The organism is Flexivirga endophytica, from assembly GCF_014640635.1.
Classification (GTDB): domain Bacteria; phylum Actinomycetota; class Actinomycetes; order Actinomycetales; family Dermatophilaceae; genus Flexivirga; species Flexivirga endophytica.
This window is the reverse complement of sequence record NZ_BMHI01000001.1, coordinates 605476-631814: the sequence shown is the minus strand read 5'-3', so window position 1 is coordinate 631814 and position 26339 is coordinate 605476. Positions and strand designations below refer to the sequence as shown.

Below are 26339 nucleotides of genomic sequence, written 5' to 3'. Positions count from 1 at the left end.
TGCTGCTCGCTGCGACCGGCTCACGGCACCTCGGATTTCGCCACTTTCGTGTCGGGCTGGTTGTAGAGGAATTCGTCAATGTCGAGGCCAAGATTAGCAGTGAGCTCACCGACCAATTGCTGCAGCAACACGGTTTCCGCCACTGTCCGATTGAGCCCTCGTGCGTTCTCGGGCAAGGAGAGGACGACTCCCCTACTGTCCGCTTCGCGCGGGAGGCCCGCCGGGTCCGCGCAGGTGAGCAGCACAGTCGGCACCTCGCGCTCGAGCGTCATGTCCACCACACCCAACTCGCGGCCATCGCCGAGTATGACGAGACCCGACTGCCGGTTGAGTGACTCCATCGGTCCGTGAATGTATTGGTACGTGTCATACGCCGTGGCATGCAACCGGGCGCCCTCGCGCACCATCAACGCGCCCTCGGCGGCCGCTGACAGAGAAAGTCCCGACCCCACGACATCCAGGGCGCCAGCCGATCCCAGGATCGCCGCCGCGCGTTTCACCTCGGGCACGCGGCGCTCGGTCAGCTCACGCACCAGTTGCACTCCAGTGGCTGGGTCCGGAGCCACGTCCGACCCGAACTGATGGCGGAGCAGAAGCGCGAATGTGAGCAGTGTGGCCGTGAATCCCGTTGTGTAGACACGCGAATCGTCCCATCCGCCCAACGGCAGGACCGCGTCGACGGCACCTGCCAGCGGCGCGCCCGGATCGTTCGTGATCGCAATCCGCCGACCGCTCGGTAGCCGCTCGGCGGCCGCCAGCGGCTCCGGGCTTCGTCCCGACTCGGACACGAGCACGAACTGAGCGCCCGACAGATAGCCCGCGGGAGCATGCGCGATGTCCGCCGCGTTCGCGTTGACCGCAGTGATGCCTCGGGCCCGCAGCGCGGCGACGAGTGCATCACCGGCGTTCGTCGAAGCGCCCATGGCGACCACCACGATGCGGTCGCTCTCCTCCCATTGCGGCAGTTCGGGTTGAGCGAGTGCGGCCCGCACGGATGCAAGCGTGAGTTCGAGATTGTCCGCCTGATTGGCGAGAGACTTGTGAAAACCAATGTGCTGCATAAAGATCTGTCACTCCTTCACGGCGCCGGCGACCATGCCGCTGACGACGTAGCGTTGAAAAACGATGGCAATGATGACCGGCGGCAACGCCGCCAGAACGCCGCCTGCGGCAACTAGACCGAAGTCCGTGGTATAGCGACCGGCGAATTCCGAGATGGCGACGGGAACCGTCTTTGAGTTCGTCGAGGAGGTGAAGACCAAGGCGTACATGAATTCGTCCCACGCGAGCAGGAACGAGAACATGATTGCGGCGAAGATCCCTGGCTTCGCGGTCGGCAGAATCACCCGGAACAGTGCACCGACCCGCGTGCATCCGTCGACCCGAGCTGCGTCCTCCAAGTCGCGCGGCACCGTCAGGAAATAGTTGCTCAGGATCCACAGCGTGAAGGGGATGACGAGCGAACAGTCGACCAGGATCAGGCCGATCTTGCTGTCCAACAACCCAAAGCCGCTCAGGATGATGTACATCGGCACGAGCAGCGCCACCTGCGGCAGCATGTATGTCGCCAGGAACATCATCAGCGTCATACGCCGGCCACGAAACTCCAGCCGTGCGAAGGCATACGCGCCGAAGATCGAGATCACCATCGAGATCGCGACGGTGCAGCAGGCAACGATCACAGAGTTGGCCATCGCGGACTTGAATGTCGACCCGGCGGCGCTCGAACCCGAGAACATGTCCGAATACCGGTGCCAGTCGAGGTGGTCGGGGATCCACTTCGGCGGCTTGCTGATGAGGTTCGACTGCGGGGAGATGCTGGCAACAACCATGTAGAGGAACGGGACCAGGATGACCACTGCGGTGAACACAGCGGCGAGGTGAAGTAGCACGGAATCGCGCTTACGAAGCGTCATAGCAGACTCATCTCCGACCTGCGCAGGGCGCGTAGATACACCGCGGACAGCAGCAGGATCACGATGACGATGAGGTACGAAATGGCCGAACCCATCCCGTAGCTCTGGTCCGAGAAGGCCGACGTGTACGCGTAGTACGCAATCGTCTGCGTCCCGTTCGCCGGACCACCCCGGGTCATCCCGTAAATGATGTCGAACACCTTGAACGCCTCCACAGTGCGCAGCACGAGCACGATCGACACCGACGGCACCAACAGCGGCAGGGTCACCGAGAAGAAGGTCCGCACTCTCGAGGCTCGGTCCAGCTTCGCCGCTTCGTAGATGTCGTTCGGAATGCTCGCCAAACCGGCCAGGAGGAAGAATGCGACCAACGGGGTTGTCTTCCACACATCGGCGACGATCACGGCATTCATGGCAGCGGTCGGTGATCCGAGCCAGGCGCGGTAGTCGCTCTGAAATCCCAGCTGGGAGAGGATCCCGTTCAACGCCCCGTACTGCGCGTTGAAGATTCCCTTCCACAATGCGGCGTTGACGATCGTAGGGACCGCCCACGGAATCACGACGATGGTCCGCAGGACCCATCGTCCACGAATACGTGCATTGAGAAGTCCTGCAAGAGCAAGTCCGAGTACAAGCTCGAGCACCGTCGAAGTCACGGTGAAGTAGAACGTGCGGCCGATCGCGGCCCAGAAACCCGCGTCAGACAGGACCTTCTCGTAGTTTCCCAACCCGACGAAGGGCGTGTCCGTGGCCATCACCGAGTTCACTTCGAACAGTGAGATGACCAGCGTCCGCACAACCGGGTAGATCACGATGCCGAAGACCGCGACGAGCGCCGGGAGCAACAGCCAGAACGCCATCTTTCCCTGGCCGTTCGACTTCTTCGGTCGGACCGCCAACCCCTGCGGGAACTCCTGTGTGCGACCGGGGCGCATCATGTATTGCTCGCCGCCTGCGCGTCGCGCAGTGCCTTCGACGGCGTCTTCTTGCCGAGCAGCGCCTTCTGGATCTCGACCTGCAGACCTTGGGAGATCTTGTTGTAGCCCGGCACCGCCGGCCGAAGAATGGTCTCCCTCAACGCAACCTTGTAGGCGTCGAAAACCGGCTTGTTCGTGGCAATCACCTTCGGCTTGTCGTAGCTGGCCTTCCAGTTGGACGCACTGCTCTTGATGTACCGCTCCTGGATGGCCTCACCGGTGACGTACTCGATGAACTTCCACGCCGCGTCCTGGTTCTTCGAGGACTTCGCGATCGACAGCGCCATAGCACCGTTGACGCCGGGCTGCTTGCCCGACGGCCCTTTCGGCGTCGCCATGACGCCGTTCTTGCCGACGACCTTTGAGATCGACCGATCATTCAGATCGCGGTAGGTGCTGTCCCAGTTGAGCGAGAAGGCGGTCTGGCCCTGGGCCATGGACTTCGAGACATCATCCTCGAGGAAGGTCGTTGAACCAGGGTTGGTGAGGCCGTCCTTCAAGGTCTGGCACATCCACGTGAGCGTCTTGACTCCGGCATCACTGTCCAAGTGCAGCTTGCCGGCGGAGTCGAGGAATGAACCCCCGAACGCACCGAGCAGCTGCGCGTAGTCGCAGATCAGTGCTTCGGCCTGAGCCCAACTCCACGCGATCGGATACTTGCAGACGCCGTGTGACTTGAGTTTTCGAGATACCGCCAACACGTGGTCCCAGGTGTCGAGGTCCGCTTTGCTAGCGCCGATCTTCTGCAGCATCGCGGTGTTGTAGTAGAAGAGCTTTGTCGACGGCCCCCACGGGACGCCGTAGTACTTGTCCTGGTATTCGGCGGTGTTCAGCGCTCCGCCCAGCATTCTGGTGTGCCAGTCCTCCGGCATCTTGCTCGTGATGTCAGTGACGAGTCCGCCTGATGCGAACTCGGCCGGCCAGATGACATCGATCAGTTCTACGTCGTAGGTTCCGGCCGGCGCCGCGGTCACGACCTTGTCGTGCAATGCCTCATACGCGACGAACGTCGGCTTGACCTTGATGTCGGGGTGCTTGGACTCGAAGGACGCGATCATGCCGTGGATGTCGGCCTCGGAGTAGCCCGCTTGCTTCATGAACAAGGCACTGATCGTGCCTTTGCCAGACCCGGAACCACCCTTGCTCTTACCGCCGCCGGTGACACTGCACGCGGAAGCGGTCAGCGACAGTCCGGCAATACCGCCGAGAAGGACTGTTCTCCGTGCGAGTTCGTTCGTCATGATTGCTCCTTTTGCTGTGCTGGCTCATGCCCGCCGACCGAGATTCGCCGGGCAAGTTCGAGTGCGCCCGTCACGGGAGGGACGCGCAAAATATGGGAATCGATGTGCAGACCGGCCTGGTGAAGCTCCCGCTCGATCACCGCGACAAGCCCTTTCCGGTTGACGAGCACTCCCCCTGCGAAGATGACCACGTCGCCGACAGCGCCTCGCGTCCGCGCGAGTTCGATCTGCCAGGCAAGTTGCGCGCCCGCTCGAGCAATGACGTCCTTTGCACGCTGCGATCCGGCGTCTGCGGCTTCGAATACGAGCGGGCCTGCCTGGGCCCATCGTCGGATCGATGCCTGAGCAGTGAATTCGCCGACGAGATCGGTCTCGTTCGAGACGTCGAACTCCGTGAAGAAACGCTCGGCAAGGCCGTCGCGCTCCAGTCCGCGGTCCGTTGCGCGGACGAGCTCCACGACGGCCTCACGTGCCAGTCCCGGGCTGCTGCCGAAGTCGTCGAGCAACCACCCGTGACCACCCACGCGGATGATCTCGCCGTCGCCGGTACGCCCAACCACGATCGATCCAGTCCCACCGACCACACAGATCGCGTGCTCGAATCCGGCTGCAGGAGCGAGCAACTCGGCGTCGTTTACCACGTCAAGCCGGCCCGGCCACTCGCGCTTCAGCCGTGACCGGACGCGCTCGACCTGCTCGGTTGAATCGCAACCGTGAGCACCGAGCACCAGCACGGCCTGGCGGCGATCCTCGCCCGTCAAGGGCACCAAGGAGACCAGGCGCTTGAGGTCCTCGCCGTGGTCCAGAGCAGTGCGCTGCCAGTCAGGTGTCGGAAGAACCTGGTGTCGCGTCTCGCCCGCACTCTGCACCGCGATGTGAGTCTTGGTGCCGCCGACGTCAATTCCAACCAGCATGGCTTCTTTCTGATCAGACTAATAATTACTCTGATCTTTGCCTGCTCGTGCGCGGTCGTCAAGGGATTCGGTCAGATCCGCCGAGCGCTGTCGCTGTCGCCTTCGACTACCGCTCGACCGGGTCTCGACGCGCACTATCTGCATTGCGCTCCCCCGGCGTACTCGACCGACGTGCGTACTCGACCAGCGACCGCGCGCGGTTTACGCGATTCACGGTTACGTAAAGATCGGGCAAGGCAATCGCCAAGTTGGACGACCTCTCCGCTTGCCCCGGGCTACGTTCGAAAGGTCGTCAGTCGCATCCCGTGAATGTCACGGCGACGCCCTGTGCCAGAAACGAGAGCCAGTTGCTGCCAGCGAACGCCATCAATGACCCGTTCTCCAGGTTCACCGCGCAGCTCGAGGTGCTGCACGAACTCGCCGAGGAGATCCAGCAGGGTCAACGCGCGCCGGCTTCGCAGAGTGGCGTGCACATCCTGGATGCCACCGAGGGTCCACGCGCGCATCAGACACTGATTCGCACTGCTACCAAAGGCATTCGCGGCACGACACGTCTGCCGATCGTCGGTGGACCGTTGTGGCGACAGACGTCGAACGTCATCGAAGTGCTCAAATCCGGCCGCACCTGGCGTGGCATTTACGACAACGCCGCCATACAGCGCGAGGAGATCCTGGTACACCTGCGCGACGCGGGCGCGGCCGGCGAGCAGTCACGCACGGTCCCCCGGGTGCCGATGAAGATGGTCATCGCCGACGAGTCGCGTGCTTTGGTCGCGGTCGAGAACGACGGGGCGACCTTCCACCTGTTAGTCGGCCGATGTGGACTGCTCGACGACCTCGTCGGGCTCTTCGAGGGCTTGTGGTCGTTCGGCACCCCGGTGCCCGGGCGCGCGGGCGTCGGAGGTGAGCAGCACACGCCGTTCAGCGACGATCGGGACCTCTTGAGCCTGCTCGCCGCCGGCGCCACCGACGAGTCGATCGCTCGGCAGCTGGGCCTCAGCCTGCGCACCGTGCAACGTCGGGTCCGCAAACTCGAGGACCTGCTCGGCGCGCACACCCGCTTCCAGGCCGGCATCCAGGCGGCTCGGCGCAACCTCATCTGACGCAAACATGCCGTATGGCGGATACCTGACGTGGCCATTGCCGTGGCGACCGGGCTGCTGACAACGTTCAGGCATCCACCACCCCGAAACCCCTTCAGGGAGCGTCATACTCATGACATCTCGTCCGTCGCGCCGCATGTCACGCGGACTGCTCGCCACCGCAGGATTGACGGTATCCGCCGCAACCGCACTGGCACTCGTCAACTCCTCGGCATCCGCGAGTCCACTGCCAACGCTCGACTCCGGATCACACCTGTCCGCCGGGCCCGCAACCACCCACGGGCGCAAGGTCGTCGCGACCAAGCCCGCCTGGACCACCAATGCCAAGCGAGTCGGCACCCCGGCCTCCTCGACCCGTCACCAACTCGTCGTCACCCTCAAGACCGACCAGGCCGCGGCCACGGCATACGCGAAGTCGGTGAGCGACCCGACGAGCCCCAACTATCGCAAGTTCCTCACACCGGCACAGTTCGCCGAGCGCTTCGGAGCATCGAAAGCCACTGTCTCGGCCGCTGAGAAATGGCTCACGACACAGGGATTCACAGTCCGCTCAGTCGATGCCAGCCACACCTCACTGACCGTCACCGGGCCGACCACGGCGGTCAACAAAGCGTTCGGAGCCAAACTCGGCACCTTCAAGCACGACGGCTCGACCGTCACCGCGCCCACCGCAGCCGCGTCCGTGCCGGCATCAACACCGATCGCGTATGTCGTCGGCATGGACACCACTCCGCGCAACCACACCAACCACATCTCGCGCAGTCAGCTGAGCGCCAAGATGATGCAGCGGATCGCCAAGAAGCACGGCGTCACCCTGCCGAACGACGTGACACCCGCGGCAGACACTGTCAGCGGGACCGGCTGTTCGCACTACTGGGGAGAGCAGATCCGGCCCTACCAGACCGCGAACCCCGCCCCGTTCACCAATCCCCTGCCATCGGCAACCTGCGGATTCACACCGAAGGCACTCAACAAGGTGCAGAAGGTCGACAAGGTCAAGCAGACCGGCAAGGGCGTCACGGTGGGCATCACGATGTGGTGCGGAGCCTCGACGCTCGTGTCGGACACCAACCACTGGTCCAAGGACATGGGCCTGCCGACCCTGAAGTCCGGCCAGGTCAAGATCGTCGAACCGACGGCGCCATACAACGAGTACTGCGAATACAACGGCGCGTCCGACTACACCGAGGTCGCCCTCGACGTGCAAGCCATCCACAGTGCCGCACCGGCCGCCAAGATCGTCTACTCCGCAGCCACCGACCCCAACGACGCTCCGCTCCTCGACGCACTGCACCGGCTCATCGACGACAACGGCGTCGACATCGTCAGCGACTCCTGGGGTGGCCAGGAGAGCCTGCTGGACGACACCACCAAGGCCGCCTACGACCAGGTCTTCACCCAGGCGGCGGCACAGGGCATCACGGTCCTGTTCTCCTCCGGAGACAGTGGAGACGGTGGCGCCGGTGACGGCTCCTTCCCGCCGGCGCCGAACTTCCCCGCGTCCGATCCCTGGATCACCTCGGTCGGCGGCACCAACATCGGCACCACCAAGAACGGCTCGATGGCGTTCGAGTCCGGCTGGATGACGTCCGAAGCCAGCGAGGGTGACAACGTCTGGGGCGGCTGGTACTACAGCTACGGCGCAGGCGGCGGCATCAGCAAGCTCTTCGCGCAGCCGTACTACCAGAAAGGCGTTGTGCCCGTGAAGTTCTCGGGGTCGACACCGATGCGGTCCTACCCGGACCTGTCCAATCTTGCCGATCCTGCGACCGGCTTCCTGATCGGTTACACCGACACCAACGGCAACTACATGACCGGCAGCATCGGTGGCACCAGCCTCGCGGCGCCGCGGACAGCCGGGCAGCTGGCACTCGCCATACAGCAGGCCGGCGGACGGCGGCTCGGCTTCATCAACCCGGTGATCTACTCGCAGGGCGCCAAGCACCTCACCGACCTGCAGTCGAACAAGGCCAGCAACGCGTACCTGACGTTCGCTGACTTCGGCTCCATCTTCGGCTTCCCGCCGATCCCCGAGGTCGTCGTCCTCAACAGCCAGTCGCTGATCAATCAGACGCTGACGTTGCAGAAGGGCTACGACAGCCTGTCGGGCGTCGGTGCGATCGACAACCAGTCCCAGCTGATGAAGCTGGTCAACGGCAAGTAGCACCTGGTCGTATGGCGAAGCCCGTCGCAACATTCCGTTGCGACGGGTTTCGTTGTCGGTGAAGGTGTTTCGCGGGGCCTCGGGTCTCGATACACCTCCCCCCGCTTCGCTCCTCCGGCACCCTTCGATACGCCCGCTCGTACCTCACGGGCTACTCAGGGCAACGCTCGACCAGCTAGGGCGGGGAGGGCTACTTGACGAAGCCTTCCTTCTTCAGCCAGTCGTAGGCGACATCAGCCGGCTCCTCGCCGTCGACGTCCACCTTGGCGTTGAGCTTCTGCAGCGTGTCGTTGGTGAGCTTCTTGCTCACCGGCGCAAAGAGTTTCGCGAGTTGCGGATATTTCTTCAGGGTTTTGTCCTGCAAAACCATGGAGACGTTGTACTTCGGGAAGAACGAGCGGTCGTCCTCAAGCACCTTCAGGTGCAGCGCGATGATGCGGCCGTCGGTGGTGAAGACCTCACCGAAGTTGCACTTGCCGTGCGCAGTCGCGTCGTAGATCGCTCCGGTCTGATAGGTCCGCAGGTTCTTGCGCGGGACGCCACTGCCGAGGGGCACGTCATACTTCTTGAGCATGCCCTTCAGACCGTCCGGGCGGTTGATCAACTCGGACTCGACGCAGAAGGTGCGCTCCGCCTTCGGTACCTTCGACAGTTGCGACAGCTTGGTGATGTGGAACTTCTGCTGCACCTTCTTGGTGACCGCGAAGCTGTACGTGTTGTTCATCGGCGCGGGCGGCAACCAGGCGAGGTGGTTCTTCTTCAGGTCCTCGTCGCGGACCGCGACATACTGCCTGTGCTCGTTGGGGATCGGCTTCTCGTGGCCGAGGTAGGTGATCCACCCGGTGCCGGTGTATTCCCACATGCCGTCGATCTGCCCGTCGAGCATCGCCTGCCGCGCGGACGCCGATCCGGGGATGTTGGTCAGGTCGGTGACCTTCGCGCCGGCCGACTTCAGCAGGATGATCGCCATCTTGCCCAGCAGGATGTTCTCGGTGAAGTTCTTGGAGCCGATCGAGATCGCGGCGCCATCCATCGACTTAGTCTTGGCCAGCTGGCCGGCCAGTTGGGCGGACGGCACATAACCGCCAGCGGTGCCGAGACCGAGACAACCCGTTGTCGTCATCGCGACGGCAGCCGCACCGGCGATGGTGCCCAGCACACGCCGCCGAGATGTTGTATGGCGCAAGGTGTTTCGCATCAGATCCCCTTCGGACGGACCAGCAACTCCAGCACCCGGCCGAACCACTCCACGAGCAACGCGAGCAGCGCGATCAGGACGGCGCCCGCGACCATCACCGGGTAGCGGTAGAGCGTGATACCGGCGGTGATGACGCCACCGAGGCCACCGGCGTTGACGAACGTCGCGAGCGCCGCGGTGCCGACCACCAGCACCAGCGCGGTGCGGATGCCGGCCATGATCACCGGCAGCGCCAGCGGCAGCTCGACGCGGAAAAGCACTGCGGTGTTTGACATTCCGACACCACGGCCGGCTTCCATCAGGGTCGGGTCGACGCCCTGCAGTCCGGTGATGGTGTTACGCAGCACCGGCAGCACGCCATACAGAGTGAGCGCAGCGATCGCGACCCAGAAGCCCGACCAGCTGGACAACCACATGAACAGCAGCACGATCAGGCCGATCGACGGTGCCGCCTGGCCGGCGTTCGCGACACCGACCACCACCGGCGCCAGCACCTTCACACCTGGGCGGGTCAGCAGGATGCCCAACGGCACCGCGATCGCCACCACGATGAGCGAGGCGACGATGGTGAGTTTCACGTGCTGCCACAGCTGCAGTCGCACGTCTGCCCAGGCGAGCGAACTGGACTCGATGGAGTCCAGTGTCGCGGTCTGTCGCCACCACACATAGAGCAGGAAGCCGACGACCACCAGGATCGGGATCGCAAAGAGCTCGATCGCCATACCGCGGCTCATCCGGCCGCGCTTGCTGCGGCCGTCCGCCGCCTCGACCTCGCGCGTCTCGATGTCCGGCGTCCCGGTGTCGATGGTCACTGCGCGCTCCCGCTCTGCAGCTCCTCGTCGGTCGGCGCGATCGAAATGCGTTCGGACGGATGCTCATCGGCGCCGTTCGACGCAGCGGCGCCGGTTTCGGCCTCGGCCTCGCGCTGCATCGCCTCGATGAAGTCGGTCACGGTCTTGAAGTTGACCACGCCGAGGTAGGTGTCCCGGTCGCCGGTCACGACCGCACCACCGTGACCGCTGACCAGCATCGTGTCGAGCGCGTCGTTGAGCGTCGCGCGCGAGTCGAGGTTGACCAGGTCCTGGCCCGGATCCACGATCGTGGAGCCTTTGAGCTGCCGCACCCACGGCCAGCCCAACGGTCGGTTGCGGCTGTCGAGCACGATGACCGAGCGGTCGCCGTTCGCTTGCGCCCGCTGCTTGACGTCCTCGGCGTTCTCCCCCACCGTCGCCGTTGTCGGCTGCCGCAGGTCCAACTCCGAAACCCGCGCCAGGCTAAGGCGTTTCAGCGACGAGCCGGCACCGACGAAGTCCTGGGCGAACTCGTTGGCCGGGCTGCTCAGCACCACCTCGGGGGTGTCGTACTGCGCGATGTGCGCACCCTCCTGCAGGATCAGCACGCGATCGCCCATCTTGATCGCCTCGTCGATGTCGTGAGTGACACAGACGATCGTCTTGCGCAACTCCCGCTGGATCGACAGCATCTCGTCCTGCAGGCGCTGCCGGGTGATCGGGTCGACCGCACCGAACGGCTCGTCCATCAGGATCACCGGCGGGTCGGCTGCCAGACCACGCGCGACACCGATGCGCTGTTGCTGACCACCGGACAACTCACGCGGATAGCGGCTGCGGTATTTCGACGGGTCCAGCCCCACCAGGTCGAGCAACTCGTCGACGCGCGCGCTGATCCGCGAGGAGTCCCAGCCGAGCAGCTTGGGCACGATCGAGATGTTCTTGGCGACCGACATGTGCGGGAAGAGGCTGCCGCCCTGTATGACGTAGCCGATCGTCCGCCGCAGCTCGTCGACCTTCTTGGAGCGGATGTCCTCCCCGCCGATGCTGATCGTCCCCGATGAGGGCTCGATCAGCCGGTTGATCATCTTCAGCGTGGTCGTCTTGCCGCAACCGGACGGCCCGACGAACATGGCGATCTCGCCGGCAGGGATGGTCAGGCTGATGTTGTCGACCGCCGGTGCCTTCTGCCCGCGGTAGATCTTGGTGACTCCGTCGAGGCGGATCTCGGCACCACTGACTCCGGTCTTGCCTTCGGTGGTGGACTCCAGAGCTGTCATCAGACACGCACTCCCTTTGAGGTGGTGAGCCGCCCGAGCAGGAGCAGCAGGACATCGAGGATGAGCGCCAGCACGACGATGCCGATCGTCGCGCTGAGCGCGAGGTTCAGAGCGTTCTTGCCACCGACCTGCGCCAGACCCTGGAAGATCCAGGCGCCCAGGCCCGGACCCAGCACGTATGCCGCGATGGCGGCGATACCCATGCACATCTGCAGCGAGACCCGGATACCGCTGAGGATCACCGGCCAAGCGAGCGGTAGTCGGATCCGCAACAACGTCATCGGCTCGCTCATGCCCATGCCGCGGGCCGACTCCACCAGCGTGGGGTCAACGCCCTGCAGGCCCACCACGGCGTTGCGCAGGATCGGCAGCGTGGCGTAGAAGGTCACCGCGACCAGTGCCGTGGTGGCGCCGAGCCCGGTCAGCGGCAGCAGCAGCCCGATGAGTGCGAGCGATGGGATGGTCAGTCCGATGGCGCTGACCGCGTTGGCCACCGGCTCGAGCGCCGGGAGCCGCGTCACCACCACGGCGAGTGCGACGGCGATGATGGTCCCGAAGAAGACGGCGAGGATCACCAGGTAGGCGTGATTCCAGCCATTGATCAGGAATTGCGCCTGACGATTGACGAGGAAGTCCCACACGTGCTGCCTCCCGAAAGGCGTCGACGGCTGCGCTGCAGTGTGCAGCAACGAGCACTTCCGAAGGCTCACAAACTCCTCGGTGTGCTCAGGTCGCTTCTACTCAAGCACAGTGACGCACCAGCGCCAAGAACCAAAGTCGTTCCATGGGAAGTCTTTTCGGCTTCGCTACTTTTGTGGAGCCGTCCTTACCACACTTGTAGACTCGGAAAAGCACTGTCCATCAATGAGTTCCGATAGTTGCATTTCGAAATCTCCTGAAACAGAACGATGTCCGTTGCGCCCCGTCAGCAATGTCACCGTTGCGGGAGGTGGTGTCAATGGCCGATATCCTGATCCGCAACGTCGATGACAATGACTTGAACCTGGTCGGTGCGATGGCCTTAGGGGATGTCGGGGCCGCTCACAGGTCAGCGGTCAGAATCCGCAGCGCGGCGTCGGCCAAGCGGCGCCTCTTATCGCGTCTCATCAGACCACCAACGAGCGTCCACTTCTGGTGCGACAGAACGCTCTCGATCTCGGCGACATTCGGCCAGGGTGCGTGCATCCGCCCGGAGGCGTCGGCACCTGGATCCTCAGTTGCTCAGCAATGGAAGTCTCGCAGCGCGCGGGTGAGCATGTTCAGTCCCGCCCCCTGCTCCCGCGTATCCAGCGAGGACGCGAGGTCGAGCGCCGTCAAGACAGCGCTGTGTTCGAACAGATCCCGGACCACCTCGAGGTCCGTGGCCGTGGCTCGAAGGGTCACCGCGCCGCTGTCGTCGCGGATCAGCCCGTGCCGACGCACGAGTCGCTGGAGCTCGGACGCTGCGACATACCCATCGACGCGGGTCATCGCCGACAGTCCGAGCAGGGCCGAGTGATCGCCCGACACCACCTCTTGGGACAACCGACCGGCCGTGCTCGGGTGCGCCACGTAGTGAGCGACCAGAGCACGACCCCGGGTCCGCTCAATGGTGCGCGTCAATGTGCCGCAGGCGGCCACCCAGTGCGAGAGCTGCGTGCCGCCGAGCCCCCGCACGGGCGCTTGCAGCTCGCGACATGCGATCAACTGCTGCACGCGCCGGGACGACACGCCCAGACGCTCTGCCGCTTCGCTGACACCAACCATGGCCATGACAGTTAGCTTCGCTTGGCGAAGCTGACTGTCAACGCGCCCGACCCGGTCAGGCACGTCGTTCGTCGTTACTCGATCAGTGCGAGGGCGGGCTGATACGCTAGGTAGTTGCGCTGGACAGCGATGTGCTCGGCGAGATATCTGGCATCCCCGGACACTCCGCACAGGAAACTCGACGAGCGACGGGTGAGCCACGGCAGGCCGACGAAGTAGATGCCGGGCTCGGGCGAGATGCCGCGTTGGTGCACGGGTTTGCCGGCGTCGTCAACGGCGGCTACCTTCAGCCAGCTGTAGTCGACCGAGAAGCCGGTCGCCCAGATGACCGACGTGATGCCGCTATCGGCGAGGTCGACCTCACGGATCGGGTCGGTCACGCAGTCCGGGAGCGGACCCAACTCACGTGCTTGCGGCTCCTCGGGCAGGTCCAGGCCGTTGCGGGCGACATAAGCGTCGGCGGTGTCCAGCACCCCCAGGTAGTTGTCGTCACCAGCCGCGATCGTCTCGGCCAGCCCCGGCGCGAACCGCAACATGCCCTCGTCGAACGACTCGGTGCGTCCGACGAGCTTGATCCCCGACGCCGCCAGCCGGCGGAAGTCGATCGTCGATCCGCCGTTGGCGCCACTGATCGCGAGCGTCACGTGCTCGGCACCGGCCCGTGGCACCTGTTGGTCCCACAGGCCGAGAACGCCCAGCCACCAGACGATGTCACGCCCTCGGTAGGTCCGCGGCGGCCGCGTGTGCGCGCTCACCGACAGGTGCACCTGCCGCCCGGCGCGTTGCAACTCGTCGGCGATCTGTGCTCCGGACGACCCTGAGCCGACCACCAGCACATTGCCGTCCGGCAACTGGCCAGGATTCTTGTAGTCGCGCGAATGCAGCTGCAACAGACCGGAATCCGCGGGCACGATGTCCGGGCACGTCGGCGTCTGGAACGGCCCGGTCGCCGCGATGACGAACCGCGCATCGAAGTCTCCGTCGGTGGTCTCGACGCGGAACCCCGGACTGTCCGGTCTGCGACGCACCTCGGTGACCTCGACGCCGCACCGGACGGGTGCCGCGACCTGCTCGGCATACTCCTCGAGATAGTCGGCGATCTGGTCCTTGGACGCGAAGGTCTCACCGGGCACACCGGAGAACCGCCGGCCGGGCAGGCGGTCGTGCCAGGCCGGGCCGTTGGAGACCAGCGAGTCCCACCGCTCCGAACGCCACCGCTCCGCGATCCGGTTGCGCTCCAAGACCACGTGCGGCACGCCGAGCGCGGTCAAGCTCTCACTCATGGCGATCCCGGCCTGGCCGGCGCCGACGACAACTGCCTCAATCTGTCGGATTGGCAATGCGATCCTCTGCTCTCTCACTCGAGGCGGCGCAGCGGGTGCGGCGACGTCTGCCGGGTTCATGAACGATTTCGAACAACGTTATGAAGAACTCGGCGATGTGACCTCCCTCTCGTTCTGCTGAGCGAACCGGACGGCCGGACACCTCCTCCGCGGACTGCGAGGGTGAGCCGTATGCCGTTGACGCTCACGTATGCCCAGGCGCTCTGGCGCCGAGCCGAGCGCGCACCACGGTCCGAGCTGCTCCGGATCGTCGGCGGCGACCCCTGGACCGCGGATGACGTGCGCACCCGCGCCGCTTCGTGGGCGATCTGCCTGGCGCCGGTCGGACCCGACGACGTCGTGGTGACCTGTGTCGACAGCGGACCGAACGCGGTCGCCCTGACCGCCGCGATCTCTGCCCTCGGGGCGGTCGAGCTGCCGCTCGGCGCGGACACGCCGGTCGAATGGGCTTGCGAATTGGTCGAATTGACCCGAGCGCGCCTCGTCGTCAGTTCGGCGTCCCGCACGGAGCCACCGTTGGTGCGACGACTGGTGCACGCCACCACCGATCGGCGGCTCGAGTTGATCGAGGATCCCGGCACATTCGAACCGCACCTTCCAGGAGCCGACCACGTCGTGCCGATCGCCCGCTCGACCACCGATCCCGCGACGGTGGTCGTGACCTCCGGCACCACCGGTCGCCAGAAGGCTGCTTTGCTCCCGGTCGGAGCGCCGATCCGCCAGGCGCGACAGGTGGCCGCTGCGATGCAATACGGCAGCGACGACGTGCTGTTGAGCCTCTTCCCCTGGCACCACATCAACGCGCGCAACGCCGTCGTCCTGCCGGCGATCCTCAGCGGCGCCCGCGTCGTCTTCACGCCGCACTTCTCGGCCTCGCGCTTCTGGGAGCTGGTCCGCCGCGAGCACGTCACCGCCTTCACCTTCATGGGCGCGGTCTGCATGATGCTGTTGCGGCAACCGCCGTCCGGAGATGATCGCCGGCACCCACTCACCAAGGCGTATGGCGGGCCCGCGCCCGCCGACCTCGTGGCCGACTTCGCCGATCGATTCGGCGTGACCCTCCGACAGGCCTATGCCTGCACCGAACTCGGCGACATCTCGACCACGGCGTTGGACGAGCTGTGTCCCGGCGCGGCCGGTCGCCCGGTGGACGACCGCGAGATCCGCATCGTCGACGAGCAGCTGCGTCCCGTCCCTGACGGCGCCACCGGCGAGATCCTGGTCCGCCCGCGGGATCCCGGGACGACGCTCCTGGAGTATGTCGGCGACCCACAGGCAACAGCTGCTGCCTGGGAGTCCGGCTGGTTCCGCACCCGAGACCGTGGCCGGCTCGACGCCGGCTGGCTGCACATCACCGGTCGCGCTTCCGACGTCATCCGCCGACGCGGCACGAACATCGACCCCGCACAGATCGAGGAAGCGCTACTCGCCCATCCGGAGGTGGCCGAGGCAGCCGCGATCGCGGTGCCGTCCGAACTTACCGAGGACGAGGTTCTCGCCATCGTCGTGCCGACCGCCACGAAGTCACCCTCACCCGAAACCCTTTGGAAACACTGCGAGCAGCTACTCCCGCGCTTCGCGGTCCCACGCTATCTCACGGTGCGGCAGAGCGTCCCGCACACCATGACCCACAAACTCGACCGCGCGCTCTTGCGGCGGCGCGGCCTACCGGCCGACGCCTGGGACGCCGAGACCCGGTCGCTGACCCCGGAGCCTCGATGACAGTCACCTCTCCCCTCCTTCGTGTTCTCGATCTGACCGATGCGCTCGGCGCGAACGCCGTCCGGCTCTTCGTCGGCATGGGCGCTGACGTGATCCGGCTGCGCCCCGCCACCCAACCGAGGCCGGACGAGGCCGCAGCGCTGCACTGGTATGCCGGCACGCGTACGCGCACCGTTCCCGATGCGGACGTCGACCTGACCATCACCGAACTCGTGGGTGATGCCGACATCGTGCTCGAATCCGGACCGCGCCCGACACTGCGGACGCTGCGCCTCCGTGAGGAATGCCCGGATCTCTGGACCGGCGTCGCACATGTCGTGCTCACCCCGTTCGGGCTGACCGGCCCTCGGGCCGACTGGCTGGCCGACGACCACGTCATCGCAGCCGCCGGAGGTATGGCGTGGCTGGGCGGCGACCCCGGCCGGCCGCCGGTCACCCCACCGCACGAGCAGGCATCCCAGCTCGCGGGAACGCACCTCGCGGTGGCAGCACTGCTCGCAGCACTCGCTCGCAAGCGCACCGGCCAGGGTCAGCTCGGCGAGGTGTCCGCGCAGGAGGCCGTCGCGGCAACCCTCGAGACCGGTGCCATCTCCTGGATCCACGCCGGCTCCGTGCCTGGTCGCACGAGCGGTGTCTACGGACACGTCGCGCACCGGATCTTCCCCACCGCCGACGGGTATGTCGCCGGCGGCTACTCCGGCCCGGACCGGATGTGGACCGACCTGCTCGCCTGGATGGACGAAACCGGCGAAGCCGAGGATCTCACCGACCCGATCTGGGCCGACCCGGTCCACCGGTGGAAACATCGCGCCCACGTCGACGACGTCGTCACCGAATGGACACGCCGCCGCCGCACCGCCGTGATCGCTCCGGAAGCACGCCGCCGCGCCTTGCCGTGGGCGGAGGTCGCCGCGCCAGGGGACCTCCCGGGTAACCCGCAGCTGCAGTCCCGTGACTTCTTCGTCCAGCTGCACACACCGACCGGTGCAGTGCTGGACGCCGGCTTCCCCTACGAGTCGCCAGGTCGCCCGCGACCGGTGACTCTGTCGGTCAGCGAACCCGTGACCGGCGAACTCCCCTGGCACACAGAGCGATCCGGGGCCTATGCGGCCGCGTGGCAGCAACGCACACACGGATCCGGCGCACTGTCCGGACTGCGCGTGCTGGACCTCACCTGGGTGCTCGCCGGCCCCTACGTCACCAAGACGCTCGCTGAGCACGGCGCCGACATCATCAAGATCGAGTCCGCACACCGACAGGACCCGACCCGGTTCGCGCCGTCCATGCGGCTGCGGCCGGACGCCGGGCCGGACGACAGCGGCTACTTCCTCAACTTCAACCGCAACAAGCGCAGCCTCGCCCTCAATCTGCGCAGCTCCGAAGGACCGGACCTGCTGCGCCGACTCGCCGCCGAGGTCGACTTGGTGATCGAGAACTTCTCGCCCGGCACCCTGGCGAAGTGGGGGCTGGACCCCGCGAGCCTGCAGCGACTGAATCCGGACTGCCTGCTGGTCTCGATGTCGGGAGTCGGTGCCACCGGTCCCTGGCGCTCATCGGTGACCTTCGCCGACACGCTCGCCGCCTGGTCCGGTCTGACCGCCGCGACCGCCGGATCCGACGGCATCCCACAGGGATTCACCTTCGGGTTGGGTGACATGGTCGCGGCCAACGCCGCAGTCGTCGCGATCCTGGAACACCTGCTGCGCGGTGGAGGCGGGTATGTCGACCTCTCCCAGCTCGAAGCGTTGACGGCACATCTCGGCACGGCGGCCCTCGGCGCACCCCCGACATACGACAGCGAGCACGTCGGGCCGCGCACCCTGCGCGCACCCGGTGACGACCGCTGGCTCGCCGTCGGCGCCACCGACCGCGACAGGCTGAGGGCACTCGCCGGGCACCGCGACCCGCAGGAGTGGCTGGCCGAGCATGCCGCCACCACCGACGCGGACCAGGCCGCGATCACCCTGCAACTGCACGGAATTGCGGCGTACCCCGTGCGCGACGGGCGCGATCTCGTCGATCACGACGAGCAACTGGAGTCGCGCGACTTCTACCCGACCCAGCTTCACCCGATCGCCGGGGACATCCGCGTGGAAGGCCCGGTGCACCACCTGAGCACCACTCCGCCGGTGCTTGACCGGCCCGCGCCGTTGCTCGGTGAACACACCGACGAGTTGCTCACCGAGCTGCTCGCCCTCGACCCGGTGGAGCTCCGCCGGCTGCGTGACCAAGGAGTCCTGCAATGACCGAACCCGGCTTCCGGATCGATTATGACGGCCCCGTCGCCACCGTGGTGCTGGACCACGGGCCGGTGAACACCGTCGACCCACCGCTTATCGAGGCACTCATCGAGGTGCTGCCGACGGTCACCGAGGACCCGGCGGTGCGGGCGGTGGTGATACGCGGCAAGGGAAAGGTCTTCGTCGGCGGTGCGGACATCCGCGTGATGCGCCGCCTCGACCCGGACACCTACACCGCGATGCGGCGCTGGACCGTCGTGCAGCAACTGCTCGTGCGCGCACCCAAACCGGTCATTGCCGCCCTCAACGGTCACACGCTCGGCGGCGGGGCCGAGCTCGCCCTCGCGTGTGACCTGCGCATCCTGCACGAACGCGCGACCTTCGGCTTCCCCGAGTCAAACCTGGGGATCTTTCCGGGTGCCGGTGGGAGTCAACGACTCCCACGCCTGATCGGACCACATCGCGCCAAGCGGCTGATGATCGACGGCACGCGACTGTCCGCCGCCGAAGCACTCGACCAGGGGCTGGTCGACATCGTGGCCGGTGCCGACTTCGACGAGGTCGTGCGTTGCGAGGCAATCCGGCTCGCGACGCGACCAACCGCCACCGTCGGGCTGATCAAGCGCGTCGTCGACGACAACCTCGAGCTGCCGCTCGATGCGGCGATAGACCGCGAGGCGACATACGTCCGGGCCAACCTCGACCTCGCGGATCCTGCCGAGGGCCTGCAGGCGTTCCTCGACAAGCGCGAGCCACGCTTCGAAGGCCGCTGAACGGTCTCGATCAGTTGACGAGGTTGGAGGTGGACAACCGGTGGCTTGCCTCCAGCAGCGCAGCCGAGAAGCGGTGCACGTCCGCCCGGTAGGTGGGCGCGGTGATCGAGAGGGCACCGAGCAGCAGCCGGCTGCCGCTGAAGATCGGGACGGCGACCGAGCAGTAGCCGAGCGTCACCTCATCCTCCTCCAGGGCGAAGCCCACCTCGCGCACCCGCTGGATCTGCTTGAGCAGCAGGCCCGGCGCCACGGTCGTGTGCGGTGTAAAGCGGACCAGCTCACGGCTGACGACCTCCGACAGCACCGCCGGTGGTGAGAAGGCGACCAGTGCCTTGCCGGTTGCCGTGGCGTGCAAAGGCATCCGGCCGGCGATCCGGGACGGCTTGGCCGACTTCTCACCGGCGGCGACCTTCTCGAGGTAGATCGCCTCGAGACCGTCCTTGACGGCCAGGTGCACCGCTTCGTTCGTCGTGAAGTGCAGCCGCTCCATCGTCGGCCGGGCAGCGTCCCGCAGCACCCGGAACCGCGGCACGCGCGAGCCAAGCTCGAAAGCCCGCATACCCAAACGGTATTCGAAACCGGACCGCTCGAGCATGCCCCACTCGACCAGCTCCTGGGCAAGTCGGTGGACCGACGCCTTCGAGACCCCGGTCCTGCGGGACAACTCCGAGAGGGACAGCTCGACGTCGTCGTGCTGGAAGGCCTCCAAGATCAGTCGTGCCTTCCCCAGCACGCTGTTGGCACCGTGTCCTTGGCCGTCGCCGTAGGGCAACTCATGAGAGCCGGTTGTCATCACTACTCCTGACGTGATTCCCAAACGCCCCTTACCGCACGCACGAGCACCTCGACGAGGCGCCGCATCTCCCCTACGTCAACGGCATTCATCCCCAGCGTGAAATCGACGGGCCGTCCGCCGGGTCCCTGCTGGATCTTCGGCATCCCGACACGCGCCGTCGGCACACCGCGCATCCGCAGGATGTTCGCGTCGGTCGCACCGCTGTTGGCGAGCACCGGCTCGTGTCGCTCGCCGGCCACGGCCTCCCAGGCCGCGATCGTCGCGCGCACGATCGGCGCGTCCGGGTCCGTGCGACTCGCGGGCACGGAGGCGACCTGCCGGACGTGAAACCGCGTCCCCAGCTCGGTCTCCAACGGTGCCAGCGCATTTCGCACTTCACGGACCACCGACTGCGCGGTCTGCTCCGGTGTCGTCCGGATGTCCATGCGCACCCTGACGGATGCCGAGGTCGATGCGGCCAGTCGCTCGAAGCCGCCGTGCACCGACGACACCACGCCCTGCGGTCGCATGGTGCCCGTCTCGTGCCGCTCGGCATACGCCTCGCACCAGGTCTCCAACACCTCGATGACGCGCGCCGCGTCCCTCGGTGCGTTGCGGTAGGGCATCCGGTGGCGACTGCCGACATAGCTGTGCTGCCCCGAGATCTCGATGTCGACCCAGGTCAGCCCCACCTCCTCGTGGGACACCGTCCAGCCGGGCTTGGCGATGATTGCGTGGTCCGTGGTGAATCCACGCTCGAGCAGGAAGTTCGCTCCGACCCCGTGCCCCGTGTTCGTGCGACCCCGGACCCCGACCCCGTCGACGGCGAAGCTGGGCATGCCGCCCGCGCCGAAAGCGGCGACGACGTCACCGGGCATCTCGATGCCGGAGCGCTTCATCGCCTCGATCGCGACCAGGATGCTGGCCGCGTGTCCCTTGGGGTTACCCGCCGCGAGGCCCACGACCACGTCGTCATACACCGTTGCGTGCGGGAGCATGTCCTCACGCATCCGCGGGCCGGCGTCCGGGATGTCGAGCGCCTCGATGCCGGTCGTGTACGTGTCCAGCGGCGCATAGAGCAGCACCGTCTCGCCGTCCGGGGCGCCGGGCAGGACGCCGACCGCGTTGGCCTGCTCGTCGTCGATGACCTGCAGGGTGGAGTCCACCCCGGCGGCGGCCAGGTGATCGACCAGCCAGGACGCGGCCGGCCGCTCCGCGCCGGTCGGGCTCGGTATGTCGACCAGCCCGCACACGGCGTCCACCAGTAGGTCGCGATCCACGTGTGCCATGACCGCGTCGACCTGCTGCTCGCAGACCGTCACGAGAGCACTCCGGCTTCCCGCGCCGCGACGCTGGAGCGGAAGTGGACCGACACCGGCGGCAGGTCGCCGATCACGGCGTCGAAGGAGTCGTCCTCGTGCACCTCGACCATCGGTCCGAGCGCTCCGGCGAGCACGATCTGGCCCGCGCGCAGCGGCGTTCCGCGGCGATGCGCCTCGCCCGCCAGCCAGGCCAGCCCGCGCAGGGGGTCGCCGTGGAAGTTGTCGGCACCGGAGCCGCGGGACGCCACCTTGCCGTTGCAGCGCAACTTCATCGCGAACTCTCCGAGATCCAGTTTCCCGATCGGACGACCCTCCGGAGCGAGTACGAAAAGTCCCGCGGAGGCATTGTCAGCAATGGTATCGACTCGGGTGATGTCCCACTTGTCGATCCGGCTGTCGACCACCTCGATGCCGGCGAGCACCTCCGAGACCGCAGACCGCGCGCGCTGCGGATCGACCTCCGCCTCATCGAGATCCTCGCCCAGCCGGAAGACGACCTCGGCCTCGACGAGCGGCTGCAACAGTCGGCGCACCGGCACGACGGCACCGTCATGGACCTGCATGCTCTCCATGAGCGTCCCGATCGTCGGCTCGTGCACGCCGAGTTGATCCTGCACCGCGCGGGCAGTCAGGCCGACCTTCCGGCCGACGACGTGGTCGCCGCTGATCTCGCGCAGGGCCACCACGTGCTGCTGGACGGCGTATGCCGCCTCGACGTTGTCGCGGCCGATCAGTTCGCGCACCGGAGCGCAGGTGCGACGCATCGTGTCGGCATATCGCAGCCGCTCCGCCGCCTGCGCGACCGGCGGGGTGACGTCCTGGGTCATGACTCCGACTCTTGTCGACCGGAACGCGGCTGCAGGACTGCTCGACCGTTGATGCCACCTGCCGCCATACGCTCGAAAACTGTTGCTGCCTGGTCGAACCCGAACTCTTCGACCGCGAGCTGCAGGTCACCGGAGACGAGCAGCGGCGCGAGCTCCTCGGCATACTTGCGAGCCTCACGGTTGCGGCGGATCATGTTGGTCGGCAGCAGCGCGACGTCCTGGAGCAGCCAGTTGGGCAGGTCCAGCGTGGCCTCCTCGCCGGTGACGTAGCCGATGAGCACGGCCCGGCCGCCGGGGCGCACCCAGTGCATCCGGTCACCGAGTTCCCGCCCGCCGAGCGTGTCGACGAGGAGTGTCCCGGGACGTTCCTCGTGCAACGTGTGCGCATGCTTCGCGTCACCGGCGAGCACTGGCTCGACACCGTCCGGCAAGCGGTCCGCCTGGCCCTGGTCGAGCACCAGGCCGAGCACCTTGGCGCCGTCCCGCAACGCCAGCTGCGCCACCATCGACCCGACCGCACCGGCGGCGCCTGCAACGAGCACCACCTCGTCCGCCGCCGACTCGACGTCCGGCACACCCCACGTGCCGAGGCGCCCTATCGACCGCAGCGCGCATGCCGCGGTGGTCACAGGAACGAAGTAGGTCGCACCCAGCGCCGGCCCCATGCCGTCCGGGAGCACCACGAGGTTCTTCTCCGGCACCCGGACGAACTCGGCCCACGTGCCGTCGCGGGTCAGGCCCAGGCCCCCGCCGCGGAGCATCACTCTCGTGCCCGCGGCGTGCAGCGCCGAGGACACGACGGTGCCGCAGCCCTCGACCCCGCCGATGTAGGGCAGCCGAGGCTTCACCCCGAAGTCGCCACCCGCGACGGTGCGATCGAGGTGCCCGACGGCAGCGGCCTCGATCCGCACCAGCGCCTCGTCCGCGACTACTTCGGGGGTCGAAACCTCTTCTGCGACAGGTGGTTCGCCCCACCCGTGGACGCGGACCGCAGCCATTGTGGTCATGAGTGGGCCCGGTTCCGGCCGATGAAGTCGAGGCTGATCGGGTTGTACTTCGCAGCCTGCTCGTGCTGCGGCCAGTGGCCGCAGTCCTCGAAGAGGACCAGTTCGGAACCCTTGATGTGCTGATGCATCGCGTCAGCCTCCGGCGTCTCACCGAACGGGTTGTTGCGTCCCCAGACGATCAGGGTGGGGACGTCGATCTTGGCCAGGTCCTCCGGCCGGAGGATGTTGCGCTGGCGGGTCTCCATGTCCTGCAGGCTCAGGAGGTTCTCGACATTGGTGACGAAGTCCGGCTGGTGGTAGATCGCGTACCGCGTCGCGACGAGCTCCTCGGTCGCGTCGGCAGCGTCGGCCATCAGCAACTGCAGACGCTTCCGGGTGAACTCGACGTCTTCCGTCGACACCGCCTTGCGGGTGCTGGTGCGGATCCGATCCATCACCGCGGGGTTGGCCACGGTGCCTCCCGCGCACAACAGCTGCAGGCTCGCGATGCGGTCGGGGTCGTCGATGGCGGCGCGGGCGCCGACCCAGCCGCCGAGTGACTCGCCACCGATGTGCGCCTTGTCGATACCGACGGCGTCGAGGTAGGCCAGCAGGTGGTCGCGGTACTTCGGGATCTCGTAGGGATAGTCGGGCTTGCCGGTGTAGCCGTGGCCGAGCATGTCGATCGCGTGCACGGTGTATTTCTCCGCGTGCGACCGGATGTTGCGGATGAACGCCTCGAGGTGGCCGCTGGTGCCGTGCAGGAAAACCACTGCCTCCTCACCGTTTCCGGCCTGTAGTGAGCGCGTCGGCACTCCCCCGGCATCGACGGTGGTGACCTTGAAGTCGAGCCCGGCCAGCTCGGTCCAGATGGTGTCGGTCAGGTCGTTGGTCATGTCAGATCCCTTACTGGTCGACGGAGATGATGTGTTCATGGCTGGTTGATGCGATGAACCTGCGTATTGATCCGCGAGGTCAGGCGCGGGATCAGTCGCCGGTGCAGCGCGAGTCGCTGGCTCAGACCCAGCAGGCCGGCGGCGCCGGCGACAGAGCCGGCCACGAGATAGCGAGACTTCATTGCGAGAACTTCCTTCGGATGAGGGGCTCGTACGGAGAGCCTGGTGCCGCGATCAGGCCAGGCGCCTATGGGTGATCGACCGAGCGGAGGAATCCGTCGACGATCGCGTGGTACGCACCGGGGCGCTCCTCTTGCAGGTGGTGGGAGACGTGGTCCATGACGTGCAGATTTCCGCGCGGCAGCATCCTGGAGAGCATCAGCGGGTAGTCCGGGGTAAGGAACGCGTCCTCCCGACCCCAGATGAACAATGTCGGTGCGAGCACCTTGCCGAGCTGCTCGGTGAGGTCCTGCCAGTCGCCGCGCGGCGAGTCCGACATCGCGGCGAGCGCGCGCTCCTCCGGGTCCAGGCTCTGCCGGTAACGCAGATCGAGCGTCTCCTCGGGGAGGCGTTGTGCGGCATACCACTCGAGGCGGGTGATCAACTCGCGCATCTTGTCCCGCGTCGGTCCCTCTCCGCCGTAGTAGACGTCGCGAGCCGAGCGCCCGCGGTGCCCTTGCTCGGGCAGCGGTGCCAAAGGTCCGTAGAACACCGGCATGGAGCCGGTGATGACCAGTGAGCGAACACGGTCCGGGTAGTAAGCGGCTGTCGCGAGCGCGATCGTGCCGCCCCACGAGTTGCAGATCAGGTCGGCACGCTCGATGCCGAGTGCGTCCATGAAGGCGACGGTCTTGGCAGCGTGGAAGTCCCACATCGGGCCGGTGATGCGGCACTTGTCCGACTTGCCGTACTGCAGCAGGTCCTGCAGGACGCAACGCCGGTCCGCCGCGAAAAGCGGTGTGACAGCACCGAAGTCGCTCCATGCGGTGCAGCCTGGTCCGCCACCGTGCAGGAAGATCGTGTCCTGCCCCTGCCCGACGTCGTGGTAGTGGACGGTGACGCCGTCGGCATCGACGAAATGGCTTTCCGGGGCCGGCCCCGGCGCCGGCGAGGTGCTTGGGTCGCGATAGGGGCTCGTCCCTCGCCCTACTCGATCCATCGGCTCGGTGGTCATGCGTCGCCTCCTGCGGGTTCGATGAGTGCGGCGCCCATCCCGGTGAGCCACTCGGGCATCGGCGAGTAGCAGAGAGAAGAGCCGGGTGCGAAGCCGAGTGCGGCTGCCATCACCAGCCAGGTGCGCAGCTCCTGCCCGCCGTTGCCGGCGATCTTCTCCAGCTCGGGGGTGGACAGCTCGGTGTACTTCTCGAGGTCACCGGCCTCCAGGTCGGCGAGGAACTGCGCGTCGAAGTCCTCGAAGATGCATGGCTGCGCGGCGACGATGATCTCCCGCCGACGCTTGTCGTAGCGTTCCCACTCGCCGCGCCCGTTCAGCCAGGCGTCGACCATGAACTCCTCGTCGTCGTCCTGCGGATTTGACCAGTCGCTCGGCCAAGGCAACTGGTGTGACAGGCCGCCGGAGGCAATGACGACGACCTTGCGTCCTTCAGCATTCGCCTCGATCGCGTCGGCGAGCCGCCGCCCGAGGGTGGCGCACCGCTCGATGGTTGGCAGCGGCTGCGCGAAGACGTTGACGACCAGCGGGACCACCGGGATGTCGATGCCGTCCAGCAGGTACTGGATGGCGTGCGATTGTCCGTGGTCGATCTGCAGTCGCGCCGAGATCGCGACCTCCGACCCGGCTTCCACCAGGTGCGTGGCCAACTGATTCGCGAAGACGGGGTCGGTCTTCTGGGGCCCCTTCGGCGTGCCGGACTCACCCGAGGCGATGACGTCACCGACACCCATCGTGAAGGACGGGATCAGGTCGAGCCAGAAGCCCCGGAAATGGTTCGACCCGATGATGACCGCGACGTCCGGGTTGAGCTCCCGCAGTCGCCGGTTGACGTGCTGGAGCGAGTCGCGGAAGGCCGCGGCGCGCTCGGTGTGCACCACCTTGTCCCAGTGGGTATTCATCAGGGTGGAGTGAGAAGCGCCCACTCCCAACGTGATTGCGGACATGTGTGTC

General features: G+C 66.4%; 25 protein-coding genes. 6 read left to right on the top strand and 19 right to left on the bottom strand.

Annotation, left to right across the window (positions count from 1 at the left end):
* Window positions 1-20: 20 nt before the first annotated feature.
* From IEX71_RS02865 to IEX71_RS02845, 5 genes are all read right to left on the bottom strand, one after another.
* Complete coding sequence (locus IEX71_RS02865; protein ID WP_188835429.1) at window positions 21-992, bottom strand: SIS domain-containing protein; 972 nt, start codon at window positions 990-992, stop codon at window positions 21-23.
* 78 nt (window positions 993-1070) lie between these two features.
* Window positions 1071-1916 carry a carbohydrate ABC transporter permease gene (locus IEX71_RS02860; RefSeq protein ID WP_188835428.1) on the bottom strand — a complete coding sequence of 282 codons (846 nt, stop codon included), beginning with the start codon at window positions 1914-1916 and terminating at the stop codon, window positions 1071-1073.
* Window positions 1913-2854, bottom strand: coding sequence for a carbohydrate ABC transporter permease (locus IEX71_RS02855; RefSeq protein ID WP_188835427.1), 942 nt, complete (start codon window positions 2852-2854; stop codon window positions 1913-1915). Before IEX71_RS02855 ends, IEX71_RS02860 begins: the two co-directional genes overlap by 4 nt.
* Window positions 2851-4134, bottom strand: coding sequence for an extracellular solute-binding protein (locus IEX71_RS02850; RefSeq protein ID WP_188835426.1), 1284 nt, complete (start codon window positions 4132-4134; stop codon window positions 2851-2853). The genes IEX71_RS02855 and IEX71_RS02850 overlap by 4 nt, the downstream gene beginning before the upstream one ends.
* Entirely contained in the window at window positions 4131-5048 is a 918-nt protein-coding gene (locus IEX71_RS02845) for an N-acetylglucosamine kinase (RefSeq protein ID WP_188835425.1), read from the bottom strand. Before IEX71_RS02845 ends, IEX71_RS02850 begins: the two co-directional genes overlap by 4 nt.
* A gap of 347 nt (window positions 5049-5395) precedes the next feature.
* On the opposite strand from IEX71_RS02845, the gene IEX71_RS02840 reads away from it, so the two are divergent.
* Window positions 5396-6151, top strand: coding sequence for a helix-turn-helix domain-containing protein (locus IEX71_RS02840; protein ID WP_188835424.1), 756 nt, complete (start codon window positions 5396-5398; stop codon window positions 6149-6151).
* Window positions 6152-6263: 112 nt separating this feature from the next.
* The gene (locus IEX71_RS02835) at window positions 6264-8315 is read left to right on the top strand and encodes a S53 family peptidase (protein WP_188835423.1); all 2052 of its coding nucleotides are present in this window, start codon (window positions 6264-6266) and stop codon (window positions 8313-8315) included.
* A gap of 190 nt (window positions 8316-8505) precedes the next feature.
* On the opposite strand, the gene IEX71_RS02830 is transcribed toward IEX71_RS02835, so the two are convergent.
* The 6 genes from IEX71_RS02830 to IEX71_RS02805 form a co-directional block, all read right to left on the bottom strand.
* On the bottom strand, window positions 8506-9513 hold the full coding sequence (locus tag IEX71_RS02830) for a glycine betaine ABC transporter substrate-binding protein (RefSeq protein ID WP_188835422.1): 1008 nt from the start codon (window positions 9511-9513) through the stop codon (window positions 8506-8508).
* Window positions 9513-10325 carry an ABC transporter permease gene (locus tag IEX71_RS02825; protein ID WP_229749405.1) on the bottom strand — a complete coding sequence of 271 codons (813 nt, stop codon included), beginning with the start codon at window positions 10323-10325 and terminating at the stop codon, window positions 9513-9515. The genes IEX71_RS02830 and IEX71_RS02825 overlap by 1 nt, the downstream gene beginning before the upstream one ends.
* The gene (locus IEX71_RS02820) at window positions 10322-11584 is read right to left on the bottom strand and encodes an ABC transporter ATP-binding protein (RefSeq protein ID WP_188835421.1); all 1263 of its coding nucleotides are present in this window, start codon (window positions 11582-11584) and stop codon (window positions 10322-10324) included. Before IEX71_RS02820 ends, IEX71_RS02825 begins: the two co-directional genes overlap by 4 nt.
* Window positions 11584-12225 (bottom strand): ABC transporter permease, encoded by a 642-nt coding sequence (locus IEX71_RS02815; protein WP_188835420.1) that lies wholly within the window; start codon window positions 12223-12225, stop codon window positions 11584-11586. Before IEX71_RS02815 ends, IEX71_RS02820 begins: the two co-directional genes overlap by 1 nt.
* Before the next feature lie 580 nt (window positions 12226-12805).
* Entirely contained in the window at window positions 12806-13393 is a 588-nt protein-coding gene (locus IEX71_RS02810; RefSeq protein WP_188835419.1) for a hypothetical protein, read from the bottom strand.
* 11 nt (window positions 13394-13404) lie between these two features.
* Window positions 13405-14613 (bottom strand): flavin-containing monooxygenase, encoded by a 1209-nt coding sequence (locus IEX71_RS02805; RefSeq protein ID WP_229749404.1) that lies wholly within the window; start codon window positions 14611-14613, stop codon window positions 13405-13407.
* Between IEX71_RS02805 and IEX71_RS02800 the strand changes: the two genes are divergently transcribed.
* Genes IEX71_RS02800 through IEX71_RS02785 form a run of 4 tightly spaced genes read left to right on the top strand, consistent with a single transcriptional unit; the run spans window position 14612 to window position 19408 of the window.
* Window positions 14612-14794, top strand: coding sequence for a hypothetical protein (locus tag IEX71_RS02800; protein WP_188835910.1), 183 nt, complete (start codon window positions 14612-14614; stop codon window positions 14792-14794). The genes IEX71_RS02805 and IEX71_RS02800 overlap by 2 nt on opposite strands.
* Before the next feature lie 50 nt (window positions 14795-14844).
* Window positions 14845-16395, top strand: coding sequence for an AMP-binding protein (locus IEX71_RS02795; protein ID WP_188835417.1), 1551 nt, complete (start codon window positions 14845-14847; stop codon window positions 16393-16395).
* Window positions 16392-18641, top strand: coding sequence for a CaiB/BaiF CoA-transferase family protein (locus tag IEX71_RS02790; RefSeq protein ID WP_188835416.1), 2250 nt, complete (start codon window positions 16392-16394; stop codon window positions 18639-18641). Before IEX71_RS02795 ends, IEX71_RS02790 begins: the two co-directional genes overlap by 4 nt.
* Complete coding sequence (locus tag IEX71_RS02785) at window positions 18638-19408, top strand: enoyl-CoA hydratase/isomerase family protein (protein WP_188835415.1); 771 nt, start codon at window positions 18638-18640, stop codon at window positions 19406-19408. The genes IEX71_RS02790 and IEX71_RS02785 overlap by 4 nt, the downstream gene beginning before the upstream one ends.
* Window positions 19409-19418: 10 nt before the next feature.
* Here IEX71_RS02785 and IEX71_RS02780 read toward each other — a convergent pair whose 3' ends face one another.
* The 8 genes from IEX71_RS02780 to IEX71_RS02745 all read right to left on the bottom strand — a co-directional run bounded on the left by IEX71_RS02780 (window position 19419) and on the right by IEX71_RS02745 (window position 26332).
* Window positions 19419-20201, bottom strand: a complete 783-nt coding sequence (locus tag IEX71_RS02780; protein ID WP_188835414.1) for an IclR family transcriptional regulator — start codon at window positions 20199-20201, stop codon at window positions 19419-19421.
* Between the two features lie 2 nt (window positions 20202-20203).
* On the bottom strand, window positions 20204-21505 hold the full coding sequence (locus IEX71_RS02775; protein ID WP_229749403.1) for a M20 family metallopeptidase: 1302 nt from the start codon (window positions 21503-21505) through the stop codon (window positions 20204-20206).
* Window positions 21502-22332, bottom strand: a complete 831-nt coding sequence (locus tag IEX71_RS02770) for a 2-keto-4-pentenoate hydratase (RefSeq protein ID WP_188835413.1) — start codon at window positions 22330-22332, stop codon at window positions 21502-21504. Before IEX71_RS02770 ends, IEX71_RS02775 begins: the two co-directional genes overlap by 4 nt.
* Complete coding sequence (locus tag IEX71_RS02765) at window positions 22329-23339, bottom strand: quinone oxidoreductase family protein (RefSeq protein WP_188835412.1); 1011 nt, start codon at window positions 23337-23339, stop codon at window positions 22329-22331. Before IEX71_RS02765 ends, IEX71_RS02770 begins: the two co-directional genes overlap by 4 nt.
* Window positions 23336-24214 (bottom strand): alpha/beta fold hydrolase, encoded by an 879-nt coding sequence (locus tag IEX71_RS02760; protein WP_188835411.1) that lies wholly within the window; start codon window positions 24212-24214, stop codon window positions 23336-23338. The genes IEX71_RS02765 and IEX71_RS02760 overlap by 4 nt, the downstream gene beginning before the upstream one ends.
* A gap of 35 nt (window positions 24215-24249) precedes the next feature.
* Window positions 24250-24396, bottom strand: coding sequence for a hypothetical protein (locus IEX71_RS02755; RefSeq protein WP_188835410.1), 147 nt, complete (start codon window positions 24394-24396; stop codon window positions 24250-24252).
* Between the two features lie 65 nt (window positions 24397-24461).
* On the bottom strand, window positions 24462-25388 hold the full coding sequence (locus IEX71_RS02750; RefSeq protein WP_229749402.1) for an alpha/beta fold hydrolase: 927 nt from the start codon (window positions 25386-25388) through the stop codon (window positions 24462-24464).
* A complete protein-coding gene (locus IEX71_RS02745) occupies window positions 25385-26332 on the bottom strand; it encodes a DODA-type extradiol aromatic ring-opening family dioxygenase (protein ID WP_188835409.1) in 948 nt (315 codons plus the stop codon). The genes IEX71_RS02750 and IEX71_RS02745 overlap by 4 nt, the downstream gene beginning before the upstream one ends.
* Between the last annotated feature and the right edge of the window lie 7 nt (window positions 26333-26339).